Origin of the sequence: Bacteroides sp. 214 (genome assembly GCF_010501015.1) — a bacterium.
GTDB lineage: Bacteria > Bacteroidota > Bacteroidia > Bacteroidales > Bacteroidaceae > Bacteroides.
In genome coordinates this window covers 97,397-119,993 of the sequence record NZ_QVML01000004.1, presented here as the reverse complement: position 1 = coordinate 119,993, position 22,597 = coordinate 97,397, and the positions used below count along the sequence as shown (strand labels likewise).

Annotated in this window: 10 protein-coding genes and 2 pseudogenes; 2 read left to right on the top strand and 10 right to left on the bottom strand. The window is 43.6% G+C overall.

Going from position 1 to position 22,597, the window contains the following annotated elements; genetic code table 11:
* Window positions 1-3 precede the first annotated feature (3 nt).
* The 10 genes and pseudogenes from D0T50_RS04985 to D0T50_RS04945 all read right to left on the bottom strand — a co-directional run bounded on the left by D0T50_RS04985 (window position 4) and on the right by D0T50_RS04945 (window position 20,644).
* Entirely contained in the window at window positions 4-2,853 is a 2,850-nt protein-coding gene (locus D0T50_RS04985) for a glycoside hydrolase family 2 TIM barrel-domain containing protein (protein ID WP_163222409.1), read from the bottom strand.
* Between the two features lie 216 nt (window positions 2,854-3,069).
* Entirely contained in the window at window positions 3,070-3,432 is a 363-nt protein-coding gene (locus D0T50_RS04980; RefSeq protein WP_163222408.1) for a DUF4377 domain-containing protein, read from the bottom strand.
* 265 nt (window positions 3,433-3,697) lie between these two features.
* Window positions 3,698-4,057 carry a hypothetical protein gene (locus tag D0T50_RS04975; RefSeq protein WP_163222407.1) on the bottom strand — a complete coding sequence of 120 codons (360 nt, stop codon included), beginning with the start codon at window positions 4,055-4,057 and terminating at the stop codon, window positions 3,698-3,700.
* 643 nt (window positions 4,058-4,700) lie between these two features.
* Window positions 4,701-7,292: a carboxypeptidase-like regulatory domain-containing protein gene (locus D0T50_RS04970; protein WP_163222406.1), complete on the bottom strand. Its 2,592-nt coding sequence runs from the start codon at window positions 7,290-7,292 to the stop codon at window positions 4,701-4,703.
* Between the two features lie 2 nt (window positions 7,293-7,294).
* A complete protein-coding gene (locus D0T50_RS04965) occupies window positions 7,295-8,152 on the bottom strand; it encodes a GLPGLI family protein (protein WP_163222405.1) in 858 nt (285 codons plus the stop codon).
* A gap of 134 nt (window positions 8,153-8,286) precedes the next feature.
* Window positions 8,287-10,176 (bottom strand): tetratricopeptide repeat protein, encoded by a 1,890-nt coding sequence (locus D0T50_RS04960; RefSeq protein WP_163222404.1) that lies wholly within the window; start codon window positions 10,174-10,176, stop codon window positions 8,287-8,289.
* 287 nt (window positions 10,177-10,463) lie between these two features.
* Window positions 10,464-13,682, bottom strand: coding sequence for a glycoside hydrolase family 2 TIM barrel-domain containing protein (locus tag D0T50_RS04955; RefSeq protein ID WP_163222403.1), 3,219 nt, complete (start codon window positions 13,680-13,682; stop codon window positions 10,464-10,466).
* Window positions 13,683-14,206: 524 nt separating this feature from the next.
* Window positions 14,207-16,721 (bottom strand): annotated as a pseudogene (locus D0T50_RS13945) (malectin domain-containing carbohydrate-binding protein); the annotation flags it as partial.
* A gap of 86 nt (window positions 16,722-16,807) precedes the next feature.
* Window positions 16,808-17,963: pseudogene (locus D0T50_RS13940) on the bottom strand (beta-galactosidase); the annotation flags it as partial.
* 11 nt (window positions 17,964-17,974) lie between these two features.
* On the bottom strand, window positions 17,975-20,644 hold the full coding sequence (locus D0T50_RS04945) for a glycoside hydrolase family 20 zincin-like fold domain-containing protein (protein WP_163222401.1): 2,670 nt from the start codon (window positions 20,642-20,644) through the stop codon (window positions 17,975-17,977).
* A gap of 111 nt (window positions 20,645-20,755) precedes the next feature.
* Between D0T50_RS04945 and D0T50_RS04940 the strand changes: the two genes are divergently transcribed.
* Window positions 20,756-21,769, top strand: coding sequence for a uroporphyrinogen decarboxylase family protein (locus D0T50_RS04940; protein WP_163222504.1), 1,014 nt, complete (start codon window positions 20,756-20,758; stop codon window positions 21,767-21,769).
* Complete coding sequence (locus D0T50_RS04935) at window positions 21,756-22,454, top strand: vitamin B12 dependent-methionine synthase activation domain-containing protein (RefSeq protein WP_163222400.1); 699 nt, start codon at window positions 21,756-21,758, stop codon at window positions 22,452-22,454. Before D0T50_RS04940 ends, D0T50_RS04935 begins: the two co-directional genes overlap by 14 nt.
* Window positions 22,455-22,597: the final 143 nt, after the last annotated feature.

The window sequence follows — 22,597 nt, the reverse complement described above, 5'->3', positions numbered from 1 at the left end:
TACTTATTTAAATCGCAAAATCATTCTACCTGTACGTACACCATCTGTTTGAACAGCCTGCGAAGAAGGTCCGCAAAGGTCTGTCGAATTTACTTTATTGCGTACAGCAGGTATCACATCCAATACAGAGATGCCACTCTCGGGTAGTGTATAAAGCAAACGATCGCGGCCATCGCGTGGTTGGTAAACGCCTATGTATGAATTGGGAGTTTCATTAGTAATAGAAATGGTTCCCTCTTGCGTACGAATATCCATCCACGACACATTGGCAAAATACCCTTTAAACTCAGGATAAGTAAATGTTTCGCCCGGGATAGGATCGTTGTAATCATTTTCCCACACATCATATATCGTGCCATGTAGGCGATTTTGCCACACCCGATAAGGTCCTGCACCAAGCCAACGTTTGCTGATTACTTTTTCTTCGGGATAATCGAAACGAACCCCCATCAGCTCTACCACTCCCGAGAAGTTATAGGTATAATCTAAGGCCAGTGTACCGTCGGGGGCTACTGTCCACTGTGCTTTGTCTAAGCAACCAAGTTTGTAGTTGGCAGTTATGATTAAATGATTGTCGGCTTTATCTGCTGTAAGGTTTACGAATACACCGGCATCTTCAAATTCGTCATAGGTACGCTCTTTGGCTTTAGCTTGTTTGTCATCGTGGTTGTAAAAACGATCGAGCGAGCGGTCGGCACGACGAGCGGCAATAAAACGAGGACCGTTGGTAAAGCTAATGGTACGACCTCCTACGACAACCTGTTTCAGTTGTCCATCTTTTTTAGAGAATGTATAATTAGCATCGGCTGCTTTTACCACCATTTCATCGTCGTTTTCGGTGTACGTTGGTATATTACCTTGTACGGTTTGTGCTATTTTTTCCTTCTTTATAGGGAAAGACCAGCGCCATAGCTCATGTCCTGTTGCATCAATAGCAGTCAGGAACAGGGCATCGGCTGCCGCGTCTATGCGAGTTTTAATATCCAATGTGCCTGCCTGATGTGCCGGAATATCACTTCCTTTTAATTCGCCTTGTTTCAACACTTTAGCACTACTGGTAGCATCGGGCGCTGGGAATTGTACTTGCTGCCACACAAAGCGACAGGTATTTGTATTTAAGAAATCATAGCGATTTTCGATAGAGAACACTCCGTCGAAGTCAGCATCTATAGCCTTGTTCATTACCTGCACAGGATTCCATATTTCTTTAATGGTATAGAAGCTACCCTCTTTTTCGTGGTGCGGCCCTACAATACCATCGGCTCCGTAGTTTCCTTGATTGTCGATAAAACCATCCATATCCACACGCTTCACTCCTTCGTCGGCAAGCACCCACAGATAACCACCAATACAACGAGGATGTTTACGCATCATCTCCCAATAATCCCACAGACCGGCACCGTGTCCGCCATCATACAAGCCATGAAGGAATTCGGTGGGGCAGAATATTTCGGGAAGACGCATATAGTTTTGGCTCTCGCCATACGAGCGATAGTGCATGGTTTCAAAGCCGCCGAAGTTACCCTGCGGATGAATAACGGGGCGCTTCTGAGGATCGTATTTATGGAATTCATCATCGAGTTCTACGTTCCAGCCTTTCTCGTTACCATTACTCCACCAGATAACCGACGGGTGGTTAACATCGCGTTCTACCATTCCGGGAATTAGTTTCTTTCCTGTTGGTGTGTCATATTTTCCATGCCATCCACCAAGTTCATCCATTACATACAACCCCAGGCTATCGCAAGCATACAAGAAATCGGGGTCGGCAGGGTAATGCGACAAACGAACAGCATTCATATTCATCGCCTTCATCAGCAACACATCGGCTATATTCTCGGCTTTGCTCAGTGTTCGCCCGCTTTCGGGACGGAAGCTATGGCGGTTTACTCCACGATGCATAATGCGCACACCATTTACGTACATCCCATCGCTTTCGCGTACTTCAATCGTGCGGAATCCAAATGATGTTGTTTCGCTGTGCAATAGTTTCCCCTCTTTGGACAATAATTCAAATTGAGCTTTATAGAGGTTCGGTGTTTCAGCACTCCATAGAGCAGGATTAGAAAGAGTCGTGTTTAAAGTAGTCCAATCGCCTCCTGCTTTTACTGCTGTGGTTTGCTCTTTTACTTTTTTGCCACGAGCATCGAACAAGGTTACACGTATGTTCGAACCTTCTACCGGGGCGTTCAGATAACAATTGGCTAAGAAACTACCATCTGCTTTCGCATCGATAGCAATATGACGGAAGTTCTGTGCCGGTTTTACTTCAAGGAATACCGGACGGAAGATGCCACCGAAGTTCCAATAGTCGGCACGACGCTCCGCAAGGTTTACACTGGCATTTTCGCTTTCCTTGCTTACGGTTGCTTCGAGCAAATTCTTCTTGCCATACTTCAATAAGTCGGTAACATTGTACTGAAAACGATAAAACGCTCCTTGATGCTTAGATCCGGCTTTCCGACCGTTAATCTTCACCTCCGTATCGGTCATTGAGGCTTCAAATATCAGGTTGATCTGCTTGCCACGCCACTCTTCGGGCACATCAAATTCATATTTGTACATTCCCTTTTCATTGGCTATACCATCGGGGAAAGGTTTACCATAAAAAGAGATTCCATACTGATATGTTCCAAACCCTTGCAGTTCCCAACAAGAGGGTACGCCAATCTTAGACCACTTACCCGCGTTGCGACCATCGGTGCAAAAGAAATCCCACTGTACCATGTCGTCGGAACCACGTCCCGAAAGGTAGTGAATAATGGTTTGTTGTTGCGCATAGAGACTCATTGGCGCAAGCGCGCACAAGGAAACGGCCAAACAAAGGCTCAATCTGATTTTCTTCGATAACATGTTATTCCGTCTTTAGTTATTTGTATAAAGACGGATAGGTGAGGGTTTTGTACTACTTTTTGTTGTGGTTTGTGTGGTTTAAAGAAATCATATAGTTGCATCTGCATCAGTTCACACTCCCGTTGGTGTAACCTGTGCAGCTGCAATCTTTTTGAACTGGTTATTCTTTGGCCAGGTCGTTGATATAACGTCTATTAGTAGTTTTAGGAAGAACGTTTAATCAGGAAGATTTTCTGATTCTTTTTCTTCTTTATTAATTAAGCTTATAAATCGATACTCCTTTAGTGGTGCATCCTCTGGAGCACTTGAATAAGTCACCTCTAACACGTCTATGACGTATTCATAACCTTCTTCATAATTAAAATTAAGAATTTCATAGGGGAATTTTGTCCACTCCTGATTCTCAGACGTTTTGACATAATAAACATATTGGTAACTTGGCGTTTCCTCAATGTTATCCTTTACACTTCTTTTAGAAGCAACCGTAAACACAATGTCTTTATAAGTTTCTTTTTCATTATCATCGTTACATGACATCAGGAAAAAAAGAAGTGTGACTAATGTAATCAATTTGTTCATAAATTCAATTTGTTTTTGTTAGTTTTATTTCCATCTTGCAAACTATTAAAATAAAAATAGCTGCATTTAATTATCTATGTACTCCAACTAAAGTTGAGTAACTTAATTATTTGTATACCTTCACAGCGCCTTTTTGTAGTGTTAGTTAATGTTAAAAATCTCGTCAGATTTTATTTGTTAGTTAATCTCCTGCAGGGAGGTTTTTATAGTATTCATAGAGGTGGCGAGCCTCTACAATAGCTCATTCATTCCAGCTCAAACCAGCCTAAACAATAGTCGATGAATCTTTTAACGACACGTCATGTTGATATGATTTTTTTTTATGCATATTACCATGCTTTTGATAATAATCTACTACGGGGTTCATCAACAAATCGGATGTGTGCGTCAGGAAACATTTATCTTGTGCTTTGGTAAGCAACAAGTTGTAGTACATCCGGGTAGGATGATTTTCGTGTTGCACACTTGCTGAGAATGCAGTGAGTAACGACAACGCACTATCCGGGCAACACTCCATCAACGAATCTGCACGAAGCAATAAGGGATTAGTTACTTTTCTCTGTGAACAAGAGATGAACAGTAGTGGCAAAAAAGAAAGGAAAAGTAAGCGTTTGTATGTTTTCATGTAATAGATAAAATAGAACGTTTCGACAAAGGTATAGTAAAACAGGGGAAATGCAAACATTTTTACAATTTTCCATTCAAGAATAATTGTATTTGTCAGAAAACATAACCACCCGCCCCCATATTCCCCCTCGATTTATTTATATACTATTAACTTCTCTGTTTCCCATAAAAAGGAGTCGCTCGCTTTGCCCACATCGCAAAAATCCGGTTGTATGAAGTCGGATTACTTTTTACACTGTTTTTGCCTCCGTGGTTACCACTTTTGTCTTCGTGTTAACCACGAAGGGTAAGAGTGGTTAACACGGCATGTGCTAGTGGTTACCACGGAAGCGAGTTGTGTTAAACACGGGAGTAGGAAAAACTAAAAAAATAGAGGCAAAAAACGCCTGGTTTTCCGCCTCTATCTGTATATACTTTCCGTATATCTTTGTATACTAAAGATAAGGTTTTTTGGTGATAGTTCCAAATTTGTATTAAGGTTCTATAACGAGTTTGGATTTAGGATTGTATGATAATGTTACTAAACGGGGTTGTGCCGTATGGGTTAAACCCGCTACGGGGTTTACTCACTTAACCTTTTTCTGCCACAGGTTTCACCTGTGGTTATAGACGTTGTACCCCTACGGGGTGTTCAAACAAAATCAAAATTTAACCCGCACTGTTATCATAAACTCCCGTGCCCGCAACGCATAACGATAGTTTATTTGGTCAAAACCATTGTGAATGGTGTTTTCGTACACCTTCTGGTTGGTAAGGTTGGATAGTTTCAATTCTACTTCAAACTCCGAGCGAATATATCTTACTCCTCCATCCAGAAAATAAGCAGATACATACTTACTTGGTTCTGTTTCTATATTAGTATAATTCAATTTACTGTATACCTCAAACCCTGAAAACGGAAAGACAGAGAGATGAATACCAGTTGTCCAGTTATCTTGAGTTGTTTTTGTTGCAGAACCAGCTACTGTAGTCGAGACACCTGTTTGAGAGAAAACGGCATCGCAACTTATGTATAACCACTTATAGGGTGTAGTGGTTATGGTAGGAGCTACAGACCAAACCGAAACATCCACCGGATACTTGATAGAGTGGCGTATCCGCTTGGATTTATTAAGCGTGTAATTCCCGTTAACCGAGAACACTGTACGTATATTATGTACATTTTTAGAGAAATAACCCGTTGCAAGAAACAACCTTCCTTTGTTTTTTTGCTCCTTCGCGGTAGAAGAAACAGTTTCTTCATCTACCACGGAGCTATTGATTGTATTCTTTTCAATCAATGTATAACCCACCTGAACAGAGTAGAACAAACCTGCAAGCGAGTTTTTATAATTACCGTTCAAACTCCCACCCAACCTGTTTCTTTCCTCGAGTACACCAGTTCCGGGAGTCATTCTCGAAAGGTAATTGAGTTGAATCGGTTGCATTACAAAATCAACAATATCACCTATTACACTTTCGTATTGTAGTTTTCCTGTCAATGCAAATCGTGCCGAAAGTGTATATCTCAATGAATGATTCAGGTTGATGTATGGGCGGGTCAAACGAAATTTTTCATTGTTGCCGTATGAATAGCGAATAGTATACAACCGAAACGGGAGAGTAGCCTCGTAACGAAGATCTGTGTTTTGATAGGTATATCCCGCCACCGCTTCATAGCTTATCTTATAGCCTTGAGCAGTATGTTTACTTGTTTCTTCGTGTTGACTTTCCAACTCTATTTTGTCATACGCTGTGTTAATAAGCAATAATAGCGAAAACATAGAACGTCGGTTTGCCGACCAATTTAGCGAAGTAGACTCTGTGGTATAAAACCCCCATCCGGTTACTTTTTGTAGTTGGTTGATTGCTTCTGTGTTGTTAGCTATCAACAAATTGTTCTGTGGAAAATTGTTGAAACTCATGCGCGAGTTGAACCCCGTCAATCGTTTGTCGCTTCGCCTTAGGTAATTGAATTGATTGGAAAGACGCACTTCATTCATTTTGCGCGTTTCTGTTAGCTGGTTTCCGGTTGCAATTTCAAATTTGTCATCAACAAACTGCGAACTGAAGGATAATCTATTTTTGAGATAACACACTGTATCATTGAGTTCATAATCAACCTCCGCACCCAGTTTGTGCGTTTCATAACGCGAATCAATAGCTTCTTCTACAATTACATTGCCCTCTTCCGAAAAATAAACTAGCTGTTTGCCTTGCGTATAGCTGTTCTTATCATAGGAATAATCAGCGTTTACCTTTATTGTTTTATTGGTAGCCAGCTTAAATAAGTTATTAGTCGAAACAATAGAAGAATTATTTCGATAATACCTTTCGGAGGCAATAGAAGGTTTGCCGTAGCCACCTCTGCCAAAAAGTTTATTGATTTGTGAAGTTGTTTCCGATTCGAGGCTGATTTGATTGGTCAGTTCGCTCGAATAAGACACGCCGTCGTTGCCACTCTTTATTGTTAGCAAGTGCTGCGATGGTTTCCTGATAAATAGCGCAAAAAGCTCGCCTTTATATAACGCCTTGTCACCATAGCCACCCCCACCCGAAATATATCCCATTGGTCGTACCTGATTCTTTTTCAGCTTGATATTCAGCGCGGCTTTGTCCACAAACTCAATATCCTTCTTCGCCCGTATGGGTTGGTGATTTTCGTATACCTGAATAGTAGTAACATATTCGGGGGCTAAGTTTTTGGTAATCTGACTGTACTTACCGCCCAGCATATCAAGATCTTCTACATAAAACTTATTAATAGGCTCCCCTTTATAGAGTATCTTCCCCGAGTTATCTATGTCTATCCCCGGCAACTTCTTAATAATATCCTCAATGTTTCGGTCGGTTTGCGATAGGAACGAAGCTATGTTGTAACTAATTGTATCGCCGTTTCCATAAATAGGGGTTGCTTTAATGGTCACCTCTTCCAACTGAAAGACATCATCTTCCATTGTCATCGTAACTTCTGTTGTTTTTGGGGTTATTACTTTCCGAACGGTTTTATACCCCATAAGCGAAAACTGCAACACAACCTTGTCTACTTCTGTCTTTATCTTCAACAGAAACTCTCCATCTGCATTGCTTATGGCATAAGCAAGGAGCGCTTCTTCTACATCTATCGCTTTCACAATTACGCCACCAAGTGATGTAGAGTCTTGCGTACTCAACACCGTTCCGCGCACGGCTTGCTGAGCGTATAGGCAGAACGAAATAACACTAAACAGCATTAAGAACAGAAGCCTCGGCATCGTTACAGCTTTTCTATCTGGTTATAGAATGGCTTATACGATTTCACTTCTATCTCTTTGCCATTTTCATCTTTCGGCGCATACATTGTACCGCGATAGGCAGTTCCAGGATCTTCCATGTGTTTATTCAGCCCCTTTATATATTTGTCTCGCGTTGTTTTTATGTAGTGCTTCTTCTCTTTATGGATGGATTGGGTAGAGTTGCGTATCGTTATCGCTTCAAAGCAGTGTTCTTTCTCTTCGTCTTCTGCTTTCAAAATTAGCCCGGGAAGTCCGCAAAGTTTCCATGGACCTGCATTTACCGGAATGTTAGCAAACCAAGCAGCCCAGTTTCTGCCAGCAAATGTAGCGGTTGCTTGTTGGCAGGCATAACCACAAATGGTATCTCGTTGGTTGGTTATATCCCAAGCAATGGCAGGTATATCCTCTTCATACACATAATTATCCAGAAAAATCCGACCAAGAACAGTAACCTTACCAGAGATTCCATCTATGAAAAACTTATCTTTAAGCAATGAAACCGACCCATATTTACCATATATTCTACCGGCTTCATTTGTTGATATTTTGGTAATATCCATTTGATAGATTACAGAATCTCGTCGATAATTTGACAACCCCCAGAACTTGGAAAGGGTGTTTCCTGCTTGCAGAATCATATATTCTGTTTGGCTGCTTTTTCGTTCAAGGTCTTTAACCGTATAGGCATAAATACATTCTAATTTACTTTCGGCAAGGATTTCGAGTTCGGCAAATTTGGCGAATTTGGAGGATGATCCACCGCTATTTACAATCATTTGTGAGTAAACAGGTAGTATTACAAATAACAGTAGGGAGAGGAGGAAGAGTTTTGTTTTCATTTTAATGTTATATCAATTTGTTTGTCCAACAAATCTACCTCCGATTGTTATGTCATACACAAAAACTACTTCACAAAAAGTTCACAAATGCGCCATCCCTATTAGCAACCACGCTATGAAGTGCTATATAAGCTTTACATCTTACGTATAAAATCATCCCACAGCTCCGCCCTGCCTTGTTCGCCATGGGTTTTTTCGTACAACCTTTTACGAATATTGCTTATGGCACTTGGCTCTTTGCAAAGCAATCGGGCTATGTCTTTAAGCGGAATTTCTGCTTTTATGAGTAAGCTAACGTGTAGTTCTGTTTCGCTTAGTTTGGGGTATAATATATAAAGCCTTCCTGAAAAATTATTGTAGAGTAAGTTTATTTCTTCTTGCAATTCCTCCCAATGCTTCTTTATCCTAAAACTCGGGTTTTTACAATTCTCATGAAGCAGCAAATAGATGGAAGATGAACGAAATTTATTTTCGGTCTCCTTCTTCTGTGTAACTAACTGATTGTGCTTTCTAATGGTTTCCTCCAGTCGTTGCTGCAAAAGAATTACCTCTTGTGTGTTTTCTGTAGCCGACCTCTCCAATTGTTGTTTCAGCTCCATCATCTTTTTGTTTTTCTTTTCTATTTCGGCTTGTAATTCCTGCTGTTTGAAAAAATAAACACGTTGCTGTTGCTCCAACTGCATCCTCTTGCGCTTGCGATAGTAAAGAAATAACCAGCAGGCAATAATAATACCCAAAACAACCACGAAGAATACAGTATATGCAACCATCTCCCGCTCTTTATTCTTCAACAACAAGCGGTTGTTTTCGTTTTCGATAAGCTGATAATTATACAACGACGTTAGTTGTTTTACACTTTCGGTAGTTGTGAAATTCTTAATAGAATCATTGCTCGAAACGTATTGTTCCAAAAAATAAGGCACATCCTTTTCTAATTGAATATTGCCAAATTCTACAACCCTAATATGATAGTGCTTAGCCGAATCCGAGTTATTGATTTTTGTATAGGACCTTCCACCAGCTAAACCATCATCCAGATGTTTTTTCACCGTACTCTCAATTAATAATGTGCGTGCACTATCCAAATGATTGAGCCGCAGATAAATATCCGCCAACTCTACTCCTACCTTTTCGGCAATTGTTTCATTGCCTGTTCTTTTTGCTATTTCGATTGCTTTGTTATAATAGTACAAGGCACTATCAACATGAGATATTTCGATATATACTTTATTCATTTCGTGCAAGCCATATATTATGGTTGATGAATCCTTCAACGACACGTCATGCTGATATGATTTCTTGTAAGCCTCCACCCCTTCCTTATGCAGGTTTTGCTTAAAAAAGAGTGTTCCTATCTGGCTATATATTCTACTCAACAGCCTATGTTCTGTCTGTTCTTCGGATGTTTCTGCCGCTTTCAAGAAACAGTCGATTGCCCGGGGTGCATCGCCCAAGTCGCGATACACACTTGCCAAATAATACAACGATTCCATTTTTTGATGCGTATTACCGTGCTTTTGATAATAATCTACTACGGATTTCATCAGCGAGTCGGATGTGTGCGTTAAGAAACATTTATCTTGTGCTTTGGTAAGCAACAAGTTGTAGTACATCTGAGTAGGTCGGCTTTCGTGTTGAACACTTGCCACAAATGCAGTGAGTAACGACAACGCACTATCCGGACAACACTCCATCAACGAATCTGCACGAAGCAATAAGGGATTAGTAACTGTTCTCTGCGAACAAGAGATGAACAGCAGAGGCAAAAAAGAAAGGAAAAGTAAGCGTTTATGTGTTTTCATGTAATAGATAAAATAGAACATTTCGACAAAAGTATAGTAAAATAGGGAAAACGCAAGCATCCAACCACATATTCTACCTCGGTCTATTTCATGGGTTAAACCCCAGTTCGGAATTGCTGCCGAGTAGATACTGATTGGAGGAGGTCTCCAAAGGGCGGAGGAGGACTTTGAAGCAGCCTTTTTCTCACTGCTTTTTACTGCAAGATTGACTGTTTTTCGCATTGTTTCTCACTGCATTTTACCACAAAAGCAGTCAAAAAAATTGGTTGTGAAGACCTTGTGAAGGCAAAAAGAGGGGGTCTTCACACGTAATTCCCTCAGCGCCATCTGCTTACAGCGTTTTGTGAAGGTGAAGACCTATTTCGTAAAACTACATTTGGAGGATGGTAAAGCTACAACTGGCACTTTAAGCTTATAGTAAACAGTCGGAGAGCCATAAGCATTTACCCCAAGAGCCATAAGCATCCGAGGTGAATGCCATAAGCATTTGGAGCAAATGCTTATGGCATTTAACGAGCAGTCGTAATTCGTACTTGCAGTGTATGCGGTTTCTTCTCTATGGCATATTTCTTCAACACACCCGGACCGCAACTACTGTTGCCCAGTCCCAACACGGCAGCGTCCAAACTAAGAATCACTTCTTCGCGAGGGCGGAGCTGATAGTCGTGCGTAACAGCATTAAGGTCTTGCGCGGTATAGTGCAATGCCGAAGCAGAAAATGTATTCCCGATAGCATCGATGCGAATGCCTTTTCCTTTTGCATTGGTTAATGTAAGCCAACGCACCTCTTCTTTATTTCCACTATCTTGCGGACGAGGATAATGTGTGTATTGTTCGCTTACATTACTACGCCACAAGCCAATGGGGGTAGATATTTTTCTGTCGGGATAGCTATCTTGCGGGCCACAGCCGTACCAGGCAAAGTTAGTTAGCGACTTGTTTAAGCAGAATGCAATGCCAAGGCGAGGCAGTTCGGGAAGTTCGCCCTGAGGTGTAAAAGTTACGTTCAACTCAATAGTTCCTTCTTCGGTTAGCAGGTAACGATAATCTACATCGATACTTCCGCGTTGATAGCGATTGGATTTCTTTATCTCTACAAGAACATTACCGTCTGCTGCCGTTGTGTAGTTGCACGAATGGAATACGGTTTCGGGGGTAGCCAGCCCATGTTGTTGCCAGTCTTTGGCAATCCAGCTACCAAAGCCTTTATCATTATCTACCGGAGCACGAAAGGCTTGCATCCATGGTTGAGAGGTTACGTCGACAGAATGTGTCAAGACCTCTTGTCCGCCACAGATTAAAGATATCAGATTTCCCTCTTTGAGATTCCAAACAGCAGTTAAATGGTTATTGCCTACGGTGAGAGTTACAGCGGTTTTATCTTCTATCACTTTCAGCTTGCCATTACGATTTTTAAGTTCGGGTGCAAGGGTTCCTTCCTGCAGACAAAACTGCCATGTGCCTATTTCGTATCCTCTCTTTGCCCACAACTCATCATTGCGTAATACAAAGCTGATGTTAAGCTGCACATCAGATTGAGGCGGAGAGTTCTTAAGCGAAGGAGCATCCAGCTCTGCCGAAACTCCCGGAAGGATATCGGGCAGAGTTATTTCGCCCTCACGAAGCATACGTCCATCTTTAGTTATCGTGTAGCGGCAAACATACTGAGCCGTTGTGGTATGGTGGTTTCTGTTAGTGACAATCAACTTGTCTCCTTTCTTCTGTACATTGATAGGAGCATATACTTGCTTAACTTCCATGTATTTGGGTGTTATCTCACGCTCGGACATCACGATACCATTAAAACAGAAGGCTTTCAGATTGGGAACATCGCCAAAGTCGCCACCGTAAGCTAAGAAGCGTTCGCCGTTGGGCAAGGCTTTGTAAACTCCCTGATCGCTCCAATCCCAGATAAAACCACCAAGCATGCGTGGGTTGGAGTATATTTCATCCCAATACTCTTTGAAGTTACCCAAAGCATTTCCCATAGCATGTGCATATTCGCTGGTAAGTACAGGGCGCTTGTCATTGGTTCGTTCGGCAATGGAGAGTAAACGTTCCCAACGGGCATTTTCGGCACGCTCGGCATCGCTGTTTTCATCTATACCGGGATTGAGGTACTCTTGCTGCACACGAGGATAGAAACGGCTAATCATATCTACGGTTTGAGGGTCGGGGTTACCATCTACACCTTGTGCTCCTTCGTAATGGATAAGACGTGTAGGGTCGAAATCTTTCAGCCATGCCGAGATAGCAGCGAAGTTTGGACCGTAGCCACTTTCATTCCCCATGCTCCAACAAATGATACTGGGGTAGTTCTTATCTCGTTCCGCCATGCGGACGGCTCTGTCCAAGAAAGCCGCATGCCAATCGGGTGTACTGGCAAGTGTGCCGCGCAGTCCATGCTCCTCAATATCTGCTTCGTCCATAACGTACAGTCCGATGCTATCGCATAGCTCATACCAACGGCTTACGTTAGGGTAATGACTGGTGCGAACCGCATTCATATTGGCTTGTTTAATAAGCATAACATCTTGCAGCATACGCTCTTCACTCATCACACGGGCTGTTAGCGGGTCGTGCTCATGGCGGTTCACACCGCGTAAACGGATAGGTTTACCATTTACCAATACCTGTCCGTTCTTTTGCTCTACCGAACGGAAACCAATACGTTGACGCACCTGCTCTACAACTCTACCTGTACTATCTTCGAGTGTGAGCAACAAGTCGTAGAGCTCGGGAGTTTCGGCAGTCCACTTACGAGGATTAGGAATGAGAGCTGACATACGTCCCATCTTGCGCGGTCCACGTTGCGGATACCACGTATTCATATTAACAGCGCGATGATCGAGATCAAGAATAGGTTCTGCATCGGCAGTTATGTTGATATCTCCAAGTACAGCACGTAAACGATAGCCTTCGCCCTTCTCCTTATTATATACGCTAAGCTGCGGGTCTATCTGGAGGGTGAAGTCTTTATAGTCAGCATCGGGCAAGGTACGTATCATGAAGTCACGAATACGAACGTCAGGAGTATGAAACAACGAAATGCTACGATGAATACCACCAAATCGCCAGAAGTCTTGGTCCTCGAGATAAGAGCCATCACTGTAACGATACACCTCTAAGGCTATTTGATTTTCGCCACTCACTAAATACGGAGTAAGATTGAATTCCGAAGGCTCCATGCTCCCTTGCGAGTAACCCACCCGAACGCCATTCAACCAAACATAGAACGCACTCATAACCCCTTCAAAGCGGATAAATGTTTGTCCGCCTTGCTTCCATGTTGCAGGAAGGTTGAACGTGCGACGGTATTGTCCTACCGGATTTCGTTCTTTATAGGTCGTATAAGAGTGTTTGGGCTCGCCCATTACAAAGGGTGGATTGATTTTGAACGGATAACCTGCCGACACATAGATGGGTGTACCAAAACCGTTTACTTCCCAGTTGGCAGGAACAGGAAAAGAGATCCACTGAGTGTCGTCAAAGTCGGTGGTATAGAAATTAACGATTCGTTCTTCGGGGGTAGCCGTCCAACGAAACTTCCACAATCCATCGAGTGAGAAGTTGCTATCACCCGGAGTTTTGACAAATGAGGTAAATGCAGCACGAGCCGGCTCGCGGTTAATTTGCAATACGTGGTGGTTCTCCCAGTCGTGAGAGATTGGTTGAGCCAGCAAGCTTACTGCCCAAAAAGAGATGGAAAGGAGAAGAAATCTTTTCATTGTTTTATTATATTACTGTACATCAACCGCATCGAACGCTAGTCCTGCCATATCTGCTGCCGTTAGTACGATGCGATAATATCCCGCATTGATATATGTACCTGTTGTGGTACTCATCATTCGCCACTTCTCGGGTGCTTCGGGGAAAGTTATTTCAGCATCTTTCAACACAGCTCCTACCTTATCTATAAACTGTAGGCGTACGGTTATCGGGCGGCCACTGGTGTTCATATACTTAAACCGCATGGCATACTCTTGCGCCAGTCCGGTCGATATGTTCCATTCAATACTGTTTGTTTTGCTTTCGCCAAAGAAGACACCAACCTGTTTGCGGTGTTCCTTTTTGGTAAACTTACCACGTAGCTTCGCCTCTTCGGCTTCGTAAGTTACGTTAGCACGAGTATTTAAATCTTCGGGAAGTAGTTCCTTCGGGGTTTTCTCCATAACAGAAGTATTGAAAGATTTCCACATGGTTGTCTCTTTACGTCCCTCACCAAAAGTGACAGGTTTGCTTTGTTGTTGAGAGGAAGCTATCGCAATAGCTGAGATCACCGCTTGCCCCGCTTTCACTTCGGGGAAGTTTATAACAAGCGAACCACCTTTCACATCAGCATATACCACTTTCTTACAAGCACCATCGTGTCCTGTCTCTGCCCAGATATCCAAATCATTGAGCAATGTTTGTCCGTTCACTGCCACATCAAAGATGCGCCACCCCTCACAGTCGGTAGCGGCGCTTCCGCCTGTACCATGCCATGGCTCGGTAAAGTAGAGTTCAATGCGATAGCGGCCATCAGGTACATCAAAACGAAACGTCAGCTGATGTCTGCCAAAGCGGAAGTATTGAAACAGTTCCCAATCTTTTGTGCCACGTATCGGGTCGTTTGTTACCCGTTGGCTGGCAAGGTAAGGATTTAAGCCTTCAAAATTCTCTGCCCACGAGTGGGAATACGATCTATTGTCCTGACTCCATCGTTGCCCAAAGCTATCCTCATATTCGTCGCCTCCGCAGTTAACGCGATACAGATAGTTGTATCCACTCTCGCCTTCCAATAACGGGCGTACATCAGCATATAGTTTTTCGAAGTGAGGGGCTTGTTCCAAACCTTTCAACACAAGTATGTCTTCTGCAACCGGCTTACCTTGATAATATCCCACCGCACGAAGTACATTATAACGTATATCACGGTTTTCCCACATCATATGTGTTCCAATACCACCGTTACGTTTTCTTCCTAAATACTCCGAATCAGCAGCATCATTATATAATAATACGGAGTCGCAATTACTATATGCCTCAATCGTAGCACGACGGCGACCATCTTTGAAACGATCTGCCCATGTGTGCGAAACGAGATACACCATAGGGTCTTTAGCTGCACTCATATAATTGGAGCGATACATATAATATACATCGAGCGGCTCTTCCCACGGAGAGGTTAATCCTTTGTAATTAAATGGTCCAACCTTATCGATTATTCTATAACCTTCGTCGGGTTGGCGGCGACCGGGGTTGTCGTGACTACTATATATCCACTGAAACTGTCCGCACACACTATCGCGTACTTGTTCTGCCAAACGCACCTTCATCTCCATAAGCTGACACATACGTTCTTCGCTCCACACACCATTTTGTTCGAACGCACCGGGTTCGGTATGCAAATCAAGACTGCGCCATGCACCATATTCACCGTTCAGCAGCTGCTCTTTGCGAGCCAGCTCACGATTATAGTCTTGTGGATTACCACCATAAGTACCACTCCAGTTCTGAACTACATTCCAATCGGTTCCTTCGCCACCATTACACGTAGTAATAATGCGCATATTGCGTGCTGTCGGGTCCATTTCGCGAATTATTTCGCAACATTCTTCGGCAAAAGCACGGGGCAATGTGCTTTCATTCTGCAATCCCCAAATAACCACAGAAGGTGAGTTGCGCCGCTCCTTCACCCACTGACGAAGCAGCTTTTTGAAGTTCGCACGAAACTCGGGTGTATCGTACCACACATGCGCCGAAAGTTGTGTCCAGAAGAGAACGCCTTCTGCATCCCAATACTTCTGATAGTCCAAATGGTGCGGTTGGTGTGCATCCCTAAAGCCATTGAAGCCTGCGGCTAATATCTGTCGTACACGCGCTTTAACCTGTTCGCGGCTAAAAGCGTGGCTTTGTCCAAACTGATGTTCGTACTCGCAAACACCATTAATAAATACCGGCTTGTCGTTCAGGAAGAAGCGGCCATCGCCATCATTGCGTTTAACCGGCCAGCTAATGGTGCGGATACCAAACGGGGTTGTTATTTCATCAGTGGTTTTAGTATTACGTTTAATCATGGTAGCCAGGTTATAAAGATAAGGATTCTCTGTATCCCAGCGTATTGGGTTCTCTACAGGCGAAGACTGACGGATTGTTTTTGTCTCACCCGCTGCCAACGTTACTTGTTCCACCAACCGAAACACTTGGCGTCCCATGTCGGTACTCAATTTATTGACTAGTTCTACTGTTTGAGTAGCGTTGCTGTAATTTTTTAGTTCTGTGTCAATATAAACTGTTTCTGCCTTGTCATCGTTCCAAACATGCACTCCGAAAGGTTCAATCCGAATGTTGTCCGATACTTCCAGCTCTACCGGACGAAAGATTCCTAATGGTTGCGAACCTTCGCTGAACCCCCACTCCGAAGAACATCCGCCACATACCCACGGCATATCAGCAATCAGTTCGGGATGTTCGGCTTTTACTTCGAGGAAGTTGGACTGCCCGGGTTTGATAGCATCGGTTACATCAAGAGTCAGTGTGGTTCGCCCTACCGGATGACGACCATAGTCTTTACCATTTAACGTGATGGTGGCATATGTTCCTACGCCCGAAAAGCGCAAAGAATATACTGCCTCACCCCAACCCTCTCCAAAAGAGAGGGAGCTACCTGCGGAATGAAGAGATGGTGCAACAAAAGTAGTACGATATAAGGCTGTTCCGTGCAGGTTACCATGTGTAAGTTGGCGATATCCGTAATAATCATCCCAATTATGCGGAATGGTCACTTTTTGCCACTCATAATCAGCTGCGCTATCTTCCCCCTCTCTTTTGGAGAGGGCTGGGGTGAGGCTGTTAGGTTGCAACTTGGTTTCCCAATCGTTTAGTTCTGTTACTACGCGCTTATTCTTTACTTCCGGTGCAGGAAAGTGTACAGCCGAGCGCCCCATGGGTTTGCTGGTTGCCACGGCAATACCTCGTTGGTCGTATTTGTTAGTAGCACAATAGAAATGATATACCACACCGTTGTGGTTTATCACATAGCTTTTGTGTGCAAAGAGGTCATCGTAATCTTTGGACGGTTTAATCAGATCTTCGCCTTGCCAGTCATTCCAGTGGATAAGGTCGTAGCTACACGCAAAGGTGTTGTAGGCTTTGTATGAGCGAGTAGGATTGAACGCCGAAAAGTAGAACATCACATATACATCGCCAAACTTTTGAATGTGTGCATCGCCTGTAATGGTTCCTTCTGTTTCGTGTACAAAAACCGGGTTACCCGCGTAACGCTTCCACTTCTTCATATCTTTGGAGAGGGCGATACCCACACGTTCTCCTTTCAGGTTGGTTTCGGGATGGCGACCACCGGCGTTATAAAACATCACAAATGGTGCACCTAGTGTTTTCTCTTTATCCCAATAAATAGTACTCTTATACTCTGTGAGATTCTCGAACCACTGTGCTTCTTTATCTGAGGAAGCAATGATGGGTGTATCCATTCCCTCCCACTCTATGGCAGTTCCCAGATTTTTTGCATCTGTCCATGCCAAGCCAATGCTTAGCGGTCCAGCCTCATAACCTGTTTTATTGCCACCTATGTAAGTCATCCAGTATTTACCTTTCCATGGTTGCAAGGTATAGCTTCCTCCCCACTCCATATCGGGCAGAGCAGGAAAGCCACCACGTTGATTCATATCCCATCCTTGTTCGCGAAAGGAGAGTAAGCGTCCTTTAGTCGTCCACTCCAAGAGATTATCACTCTCGGCAAGCCATGTTTCATAGCCTCGTCCATCAGTACCAAAGCGTCCATTGTAAAGCACATACGTCATGTACCATTTGTCGTTGTGACGGAACACTGTGGGGCAATCTACCTTGTAGTTGTTTGTTTCGGGAGCAATCACCATGCCATATTTATACGGGGTTTTTACCTGTTCGTATATTTCCGTCATGCGTTCTTGCGACACTTCCCGTTGCGCAGCAACAGGAAGTATACTTGTTATTACTATAAAAAAAGAGACTATACGATTTATCATCTATATGTATATTAATAAAACATCCAATCCATTGTTTTCTCAACGCCAGCTAAACCTGCGTTGCGCGTTGGTACTTCGCTATCCGTAAAGCCCAACACCAGCAAATAACCCTTTGGCAATAGGAGCTTGTGTTTACCTGCTTCGAAATTATAGGTATGCACATCTGCCAATGGCAATCCCTTGATGCGTATGGCATGCGACAATTTTGCTTCTGCCTGACCGTATTCGTTTGCCGCTGCATCTATTTCGAGTGTTGGTTTCTTGGCATACTTGCGATGATCATCGCGGAAGTATCCTACCAGCAAGCTAACCGGTTTATCGCACTCAAATTCTATTGTAGTTGCCTCTTTCCGTTGTTTCTCGCCGTCAAAGCGAAAAGCAGTAAGTCCTTTCAATTCGGGTGCTAAAGCCTCTACCGGGTTGGTGATGTTAGTTAGCAGACTTGCGCCTTCTTGTAACGCCACCGCTGGCAAGTTACTCATTATTTTCACATTAGCCTTGTGTAGCGGGGTTATTGTTGTGGAGTTTTCGCTGGTATCACCATTTGCCTGCGCTTTCAGTGTGGCGAGGTTTCCTTTGTAGTTTTCAAGCTCTTGCTCATAATGTACCAACATCTCTTCCCAAGTCTTGTTTTTTCCATCGTCTCCACCAATAGGAATACGACGTTGTGCAGTTTGCATACTATTAGCGTAGTAGTAATGATCTTTTGTCAGCTCTACCAGTTTACGATAATGCACTAAACTTTCTTCCAGCAATGGGATAGCTTCTTCCAAACGAGCAATCTCTTTGCCCCATTGATAATCGAGCACCAATTTGGCTGCTTTTACTTTGAGGTTGAAGGCATACGCAAATTCGCGGTAACAATGCATATCATTGCGTAAACGTTCGAACTCCTCTTTGTTAAGCGTAGCCTCACCAGCTGCTTGCTCAATGGCGGCAACTGCTTTGTCGCCATGTATGATGACTTGTTCTATGATATCAAGAGGCAACTCTCCCACATGTGGTTCTTTTTTCCATTCTTTCTCTACATACTCTATCAGTTTTTCGCCTTCGGGACCACAGCTTTCGTAGAAGCCCGGATAGATGGTGTATTTATAAGGGTTTACCAATTGACTTACAAACATACCAAGCAGCAATGTCTGACGGTTTCCTTCGGTGATTCCAAAACGGCGCAACAGCTTGGGAGCAATCTCGCCAGCTTGCTCGTAGGCTTCGAGTATATCAGCGGCAGTTTCGGTGGTTGTTCCATAGAAGTCGGCAAGCTGTTTACTCCAAAACTCTACTTCATTAGGACGTTCGTAGCGACAGTTCCATGCATATCTTCCCCACGTTTTATACCAAATCCAGTCGCGCTCTATTTGTTTCTCGCGTTTACCATCAGGCAGTTTATCGGCAGTGTATGGCCAATCCCAGTAAGATGCTTGCGGATAAAGATGTAACGCATTGGCTCCATGTACATCGTGCATGGCTTTTACAGCTTTCTGTACAAACTCGGGCGATCCCCAGCGGAAAGGTTCAAGATTGGCGAGGATGTGTACATTACTAATATGTATACTTCCTAGAGCGCTAAGATCTTTGTGTATCTTAGACCACGGGCCACGCGGCTGATAGGTCGTAAGCGATTCGCCATTGTACTTGTGCATGGTGTAGAGGTTCTTATAAAGTGGCAGAGCAGCATCCATTACCATCTTGCAATCGGTGTCGTGCGCACGCACTAGTATAGGTGGTTCGTCGGTACGCCCCAGCTTGGTAAGTCCGTCTTTTACCCCCGGTATAATTGTTTTAGTAAACCATTCCACATCATCTTCATACGTATTCATAGCTTCGCCTAAGCAAACGAGCAGTCCCACGTTGGGATACTTTTCTATAAAGGCTGCCACCGACTTGCGGGTATAGTCACTGACAAGTGGTGTAATGGGGCGATGTCTATCTTGCGTTTTGATACCGTAATGTTCGGCGAAGGGTTTGGAAACAAAGATATTGTAGAACATCTGAATCACAAAGATACCGCGTTTATCAGCTTCTTGGGTAAGAAAAGAGAATACCTCTTCATTCTTCTTAAAAGTAGCCTCGTCTACTTCTAAAGCAAACGGATAGTCTTCTAACTTTACAAGCGAAGCAAACGGATGCCCGTTCCACAAATAAAGAGAGTTCATGCGGTTCTCCACCAACATATCAAGGTATTCTATCCATTGTTCTTTATCATAAAACCAAGGGAAGTTTTCGGGCGTATAAGGGTATTCGTACACACCGTGTCCGGGTAAATAGGTGGTCTTCTGCAAACCGATACAAGCACCACGCAACACCATTTCGGGGGCGTCGGTAAATGACTTGGGAAAATCTATGTTCTTCTTTCCCTTGATATGATCAATGAGTTGGCGCGCTCCGTAAATAACACCGCTACCATCTCGTCCGCCAATGGTGGTAACTTCTCCTTCGGTAAGGATGCAGAAGCCTTCAGCACGCAGCGTGGTGTCTTTGGATAATTGCAAGCGAATGGTTTTACCTGTTCCGGCATTTACACTATACCCGGCCTGTTGCAATGCTTCCTGCAATTGTCCTGCAGCAAATTGAATTCGGTTGGATGCGTTTTCTTCTACAACGATATTTACATTTTCTTTGTTGCATGCACACAGTGCGACTACTAAAAAGGTTAGCAACGTCAACTTTGATTTAATCATGTCGTTATTCTATATATAATTAGATACCAAAAAGACGGCAATTTTTCCTGTTTGTACTCAAATCAACTATCAATTGAGTACATTTGTGCGGTTTTACGTCCTAAATATATGATGAAAAAGATAAATATGAACTCCTTTATACAGGAGGTTATTGCGAATAAGCAACGAATTGCTATTCCTATCATGACGCACCCCGGCATTGAGTTGAACGGCAACACAGTTCGTCAAGCTGTAACCAACGGCGAAGTACATTTTGAAGCGATACGTACGCTCAACCAGCGTTATCCGTTGGCAGCGGCAACCGTTATTATGGACTTAACGGTAGAGGCAGAAGCCTTTGGAGCTACCATTGCCTTTCATGAAAACGAAGTACCTGCGGTAACGGGGCGTTTGCTAAACAACGAAGCCGAGATTGAAACATTGCAAGTACCCGGTTTAGAGCAAGGACGTGTTGGCGAATATCTAAAAGCTAACCGACTGGCAGCCGAACACATCACCAACAAGCCTGTTCTTGGTGGCTGCATCGGTCCTTATTCGCTTGCCGGACGACTGTACGACATGTCGGAAATCATGATGCTTATCTACATCACCCCCGAAGCTGCTAACCTGCTGTTGCGCAAATGCACAGACTTCTTGCTTGCCTACTGTAGCGCACTGAAGGAAACCGGCATTGCAGGCGTAGTGATTGCCGAACCTGCCGCAGGATTACTCTCCAACGAAGATTGCCAGCAGTATTCCTCCATCTATATCAAAGAGATAGTAGACGCGCTGCAAGACGAACACTTCTCCATCATTCTTCACAACTGTGGCAACACAGGACATTGTACCCCTGCTATGGTTTACACTGGTGCCGCAGGCTACCATTTCGGTAATAAGATTGATATGAAAGTGGCCATGCAAGATGTTCCTGCCGATGCGTTGGGTATGGGAAATATTGATCCTGTTGGGATATTCAAGCAAGGCACACCCGAGCAAATGAAAGCAGAGGTACTGCAATTGCTTAAAGATATGGAGCCGTATCCCAACTTCGTACTATCGAGCGGATGCGATACACCGCCCGAAGTGCCCGAAGGAAATATAGATGCGTTCTTCAATGCGTTGAACCAATACAATGAAGGAAGATAAAATAGCGTTTGAGCAATTGTCTATTACCCCCGAAGAGGTGTACGAAGCAATGGGGTATGGCACACAAAATCCCGAGGCGGACATCCAACAACTGGTAAAGGAAGCATTGCAAGAGATAGCCACGTTTACCGTCGCGCATTTTGCCTATGTACGCGTGGCAGGTGTATTAAACCGCGACACATTACTTATAGGCAACACCCCGTTGAATATCGGTAAGATTATCGGCAAGCAATTAGCCGGTTCGGAGGCATTTATACTCTTTGTGGCTACTGCCGGCGAAGCTTTTAACCATTGGTTAGAAGCAAGTAAGGAGGATATTGTTCGTCACTTCATCGCGCATAACATTGGCAGTTGCCTGGCAGAGGCAGCGGCAAATTACATGGAGCTGCGCCTTCAAGAAGAGTTAAACACAGAAGGGTTACTACGCACCAATCGATTCAGCCCGGGCTATTGCGGCTGGCAAGTTGCAGAACAACAAAAACTATTTTCGCTCTTTCCCGTAGAAGAACCTTGTGGGGTGCAGTTGACGGAATCGTCGCTGATGATGCCTATCAAGTCCGTAAGCGGGGTAATTGGGATAGGGAGTAATGTAAGAAGATTGGAGTATACGTGCGGACTTTGCGAGTTGGAGAATTGCTACAAGAAGAAAAATACGAATAAAGGCATGGAGTTCGCTATCAATTAACAAACTTCACGCCTTTACATTGTCTCAATAAACAGGAACTAGTTTTTTTTCTTCCTACATTTCCTTAAAACTGTTTTCCAATAATCAACTACAGTATAAAGCAACAGTAGCACCAATAGAGAAGTTAATATGATATCTATTGT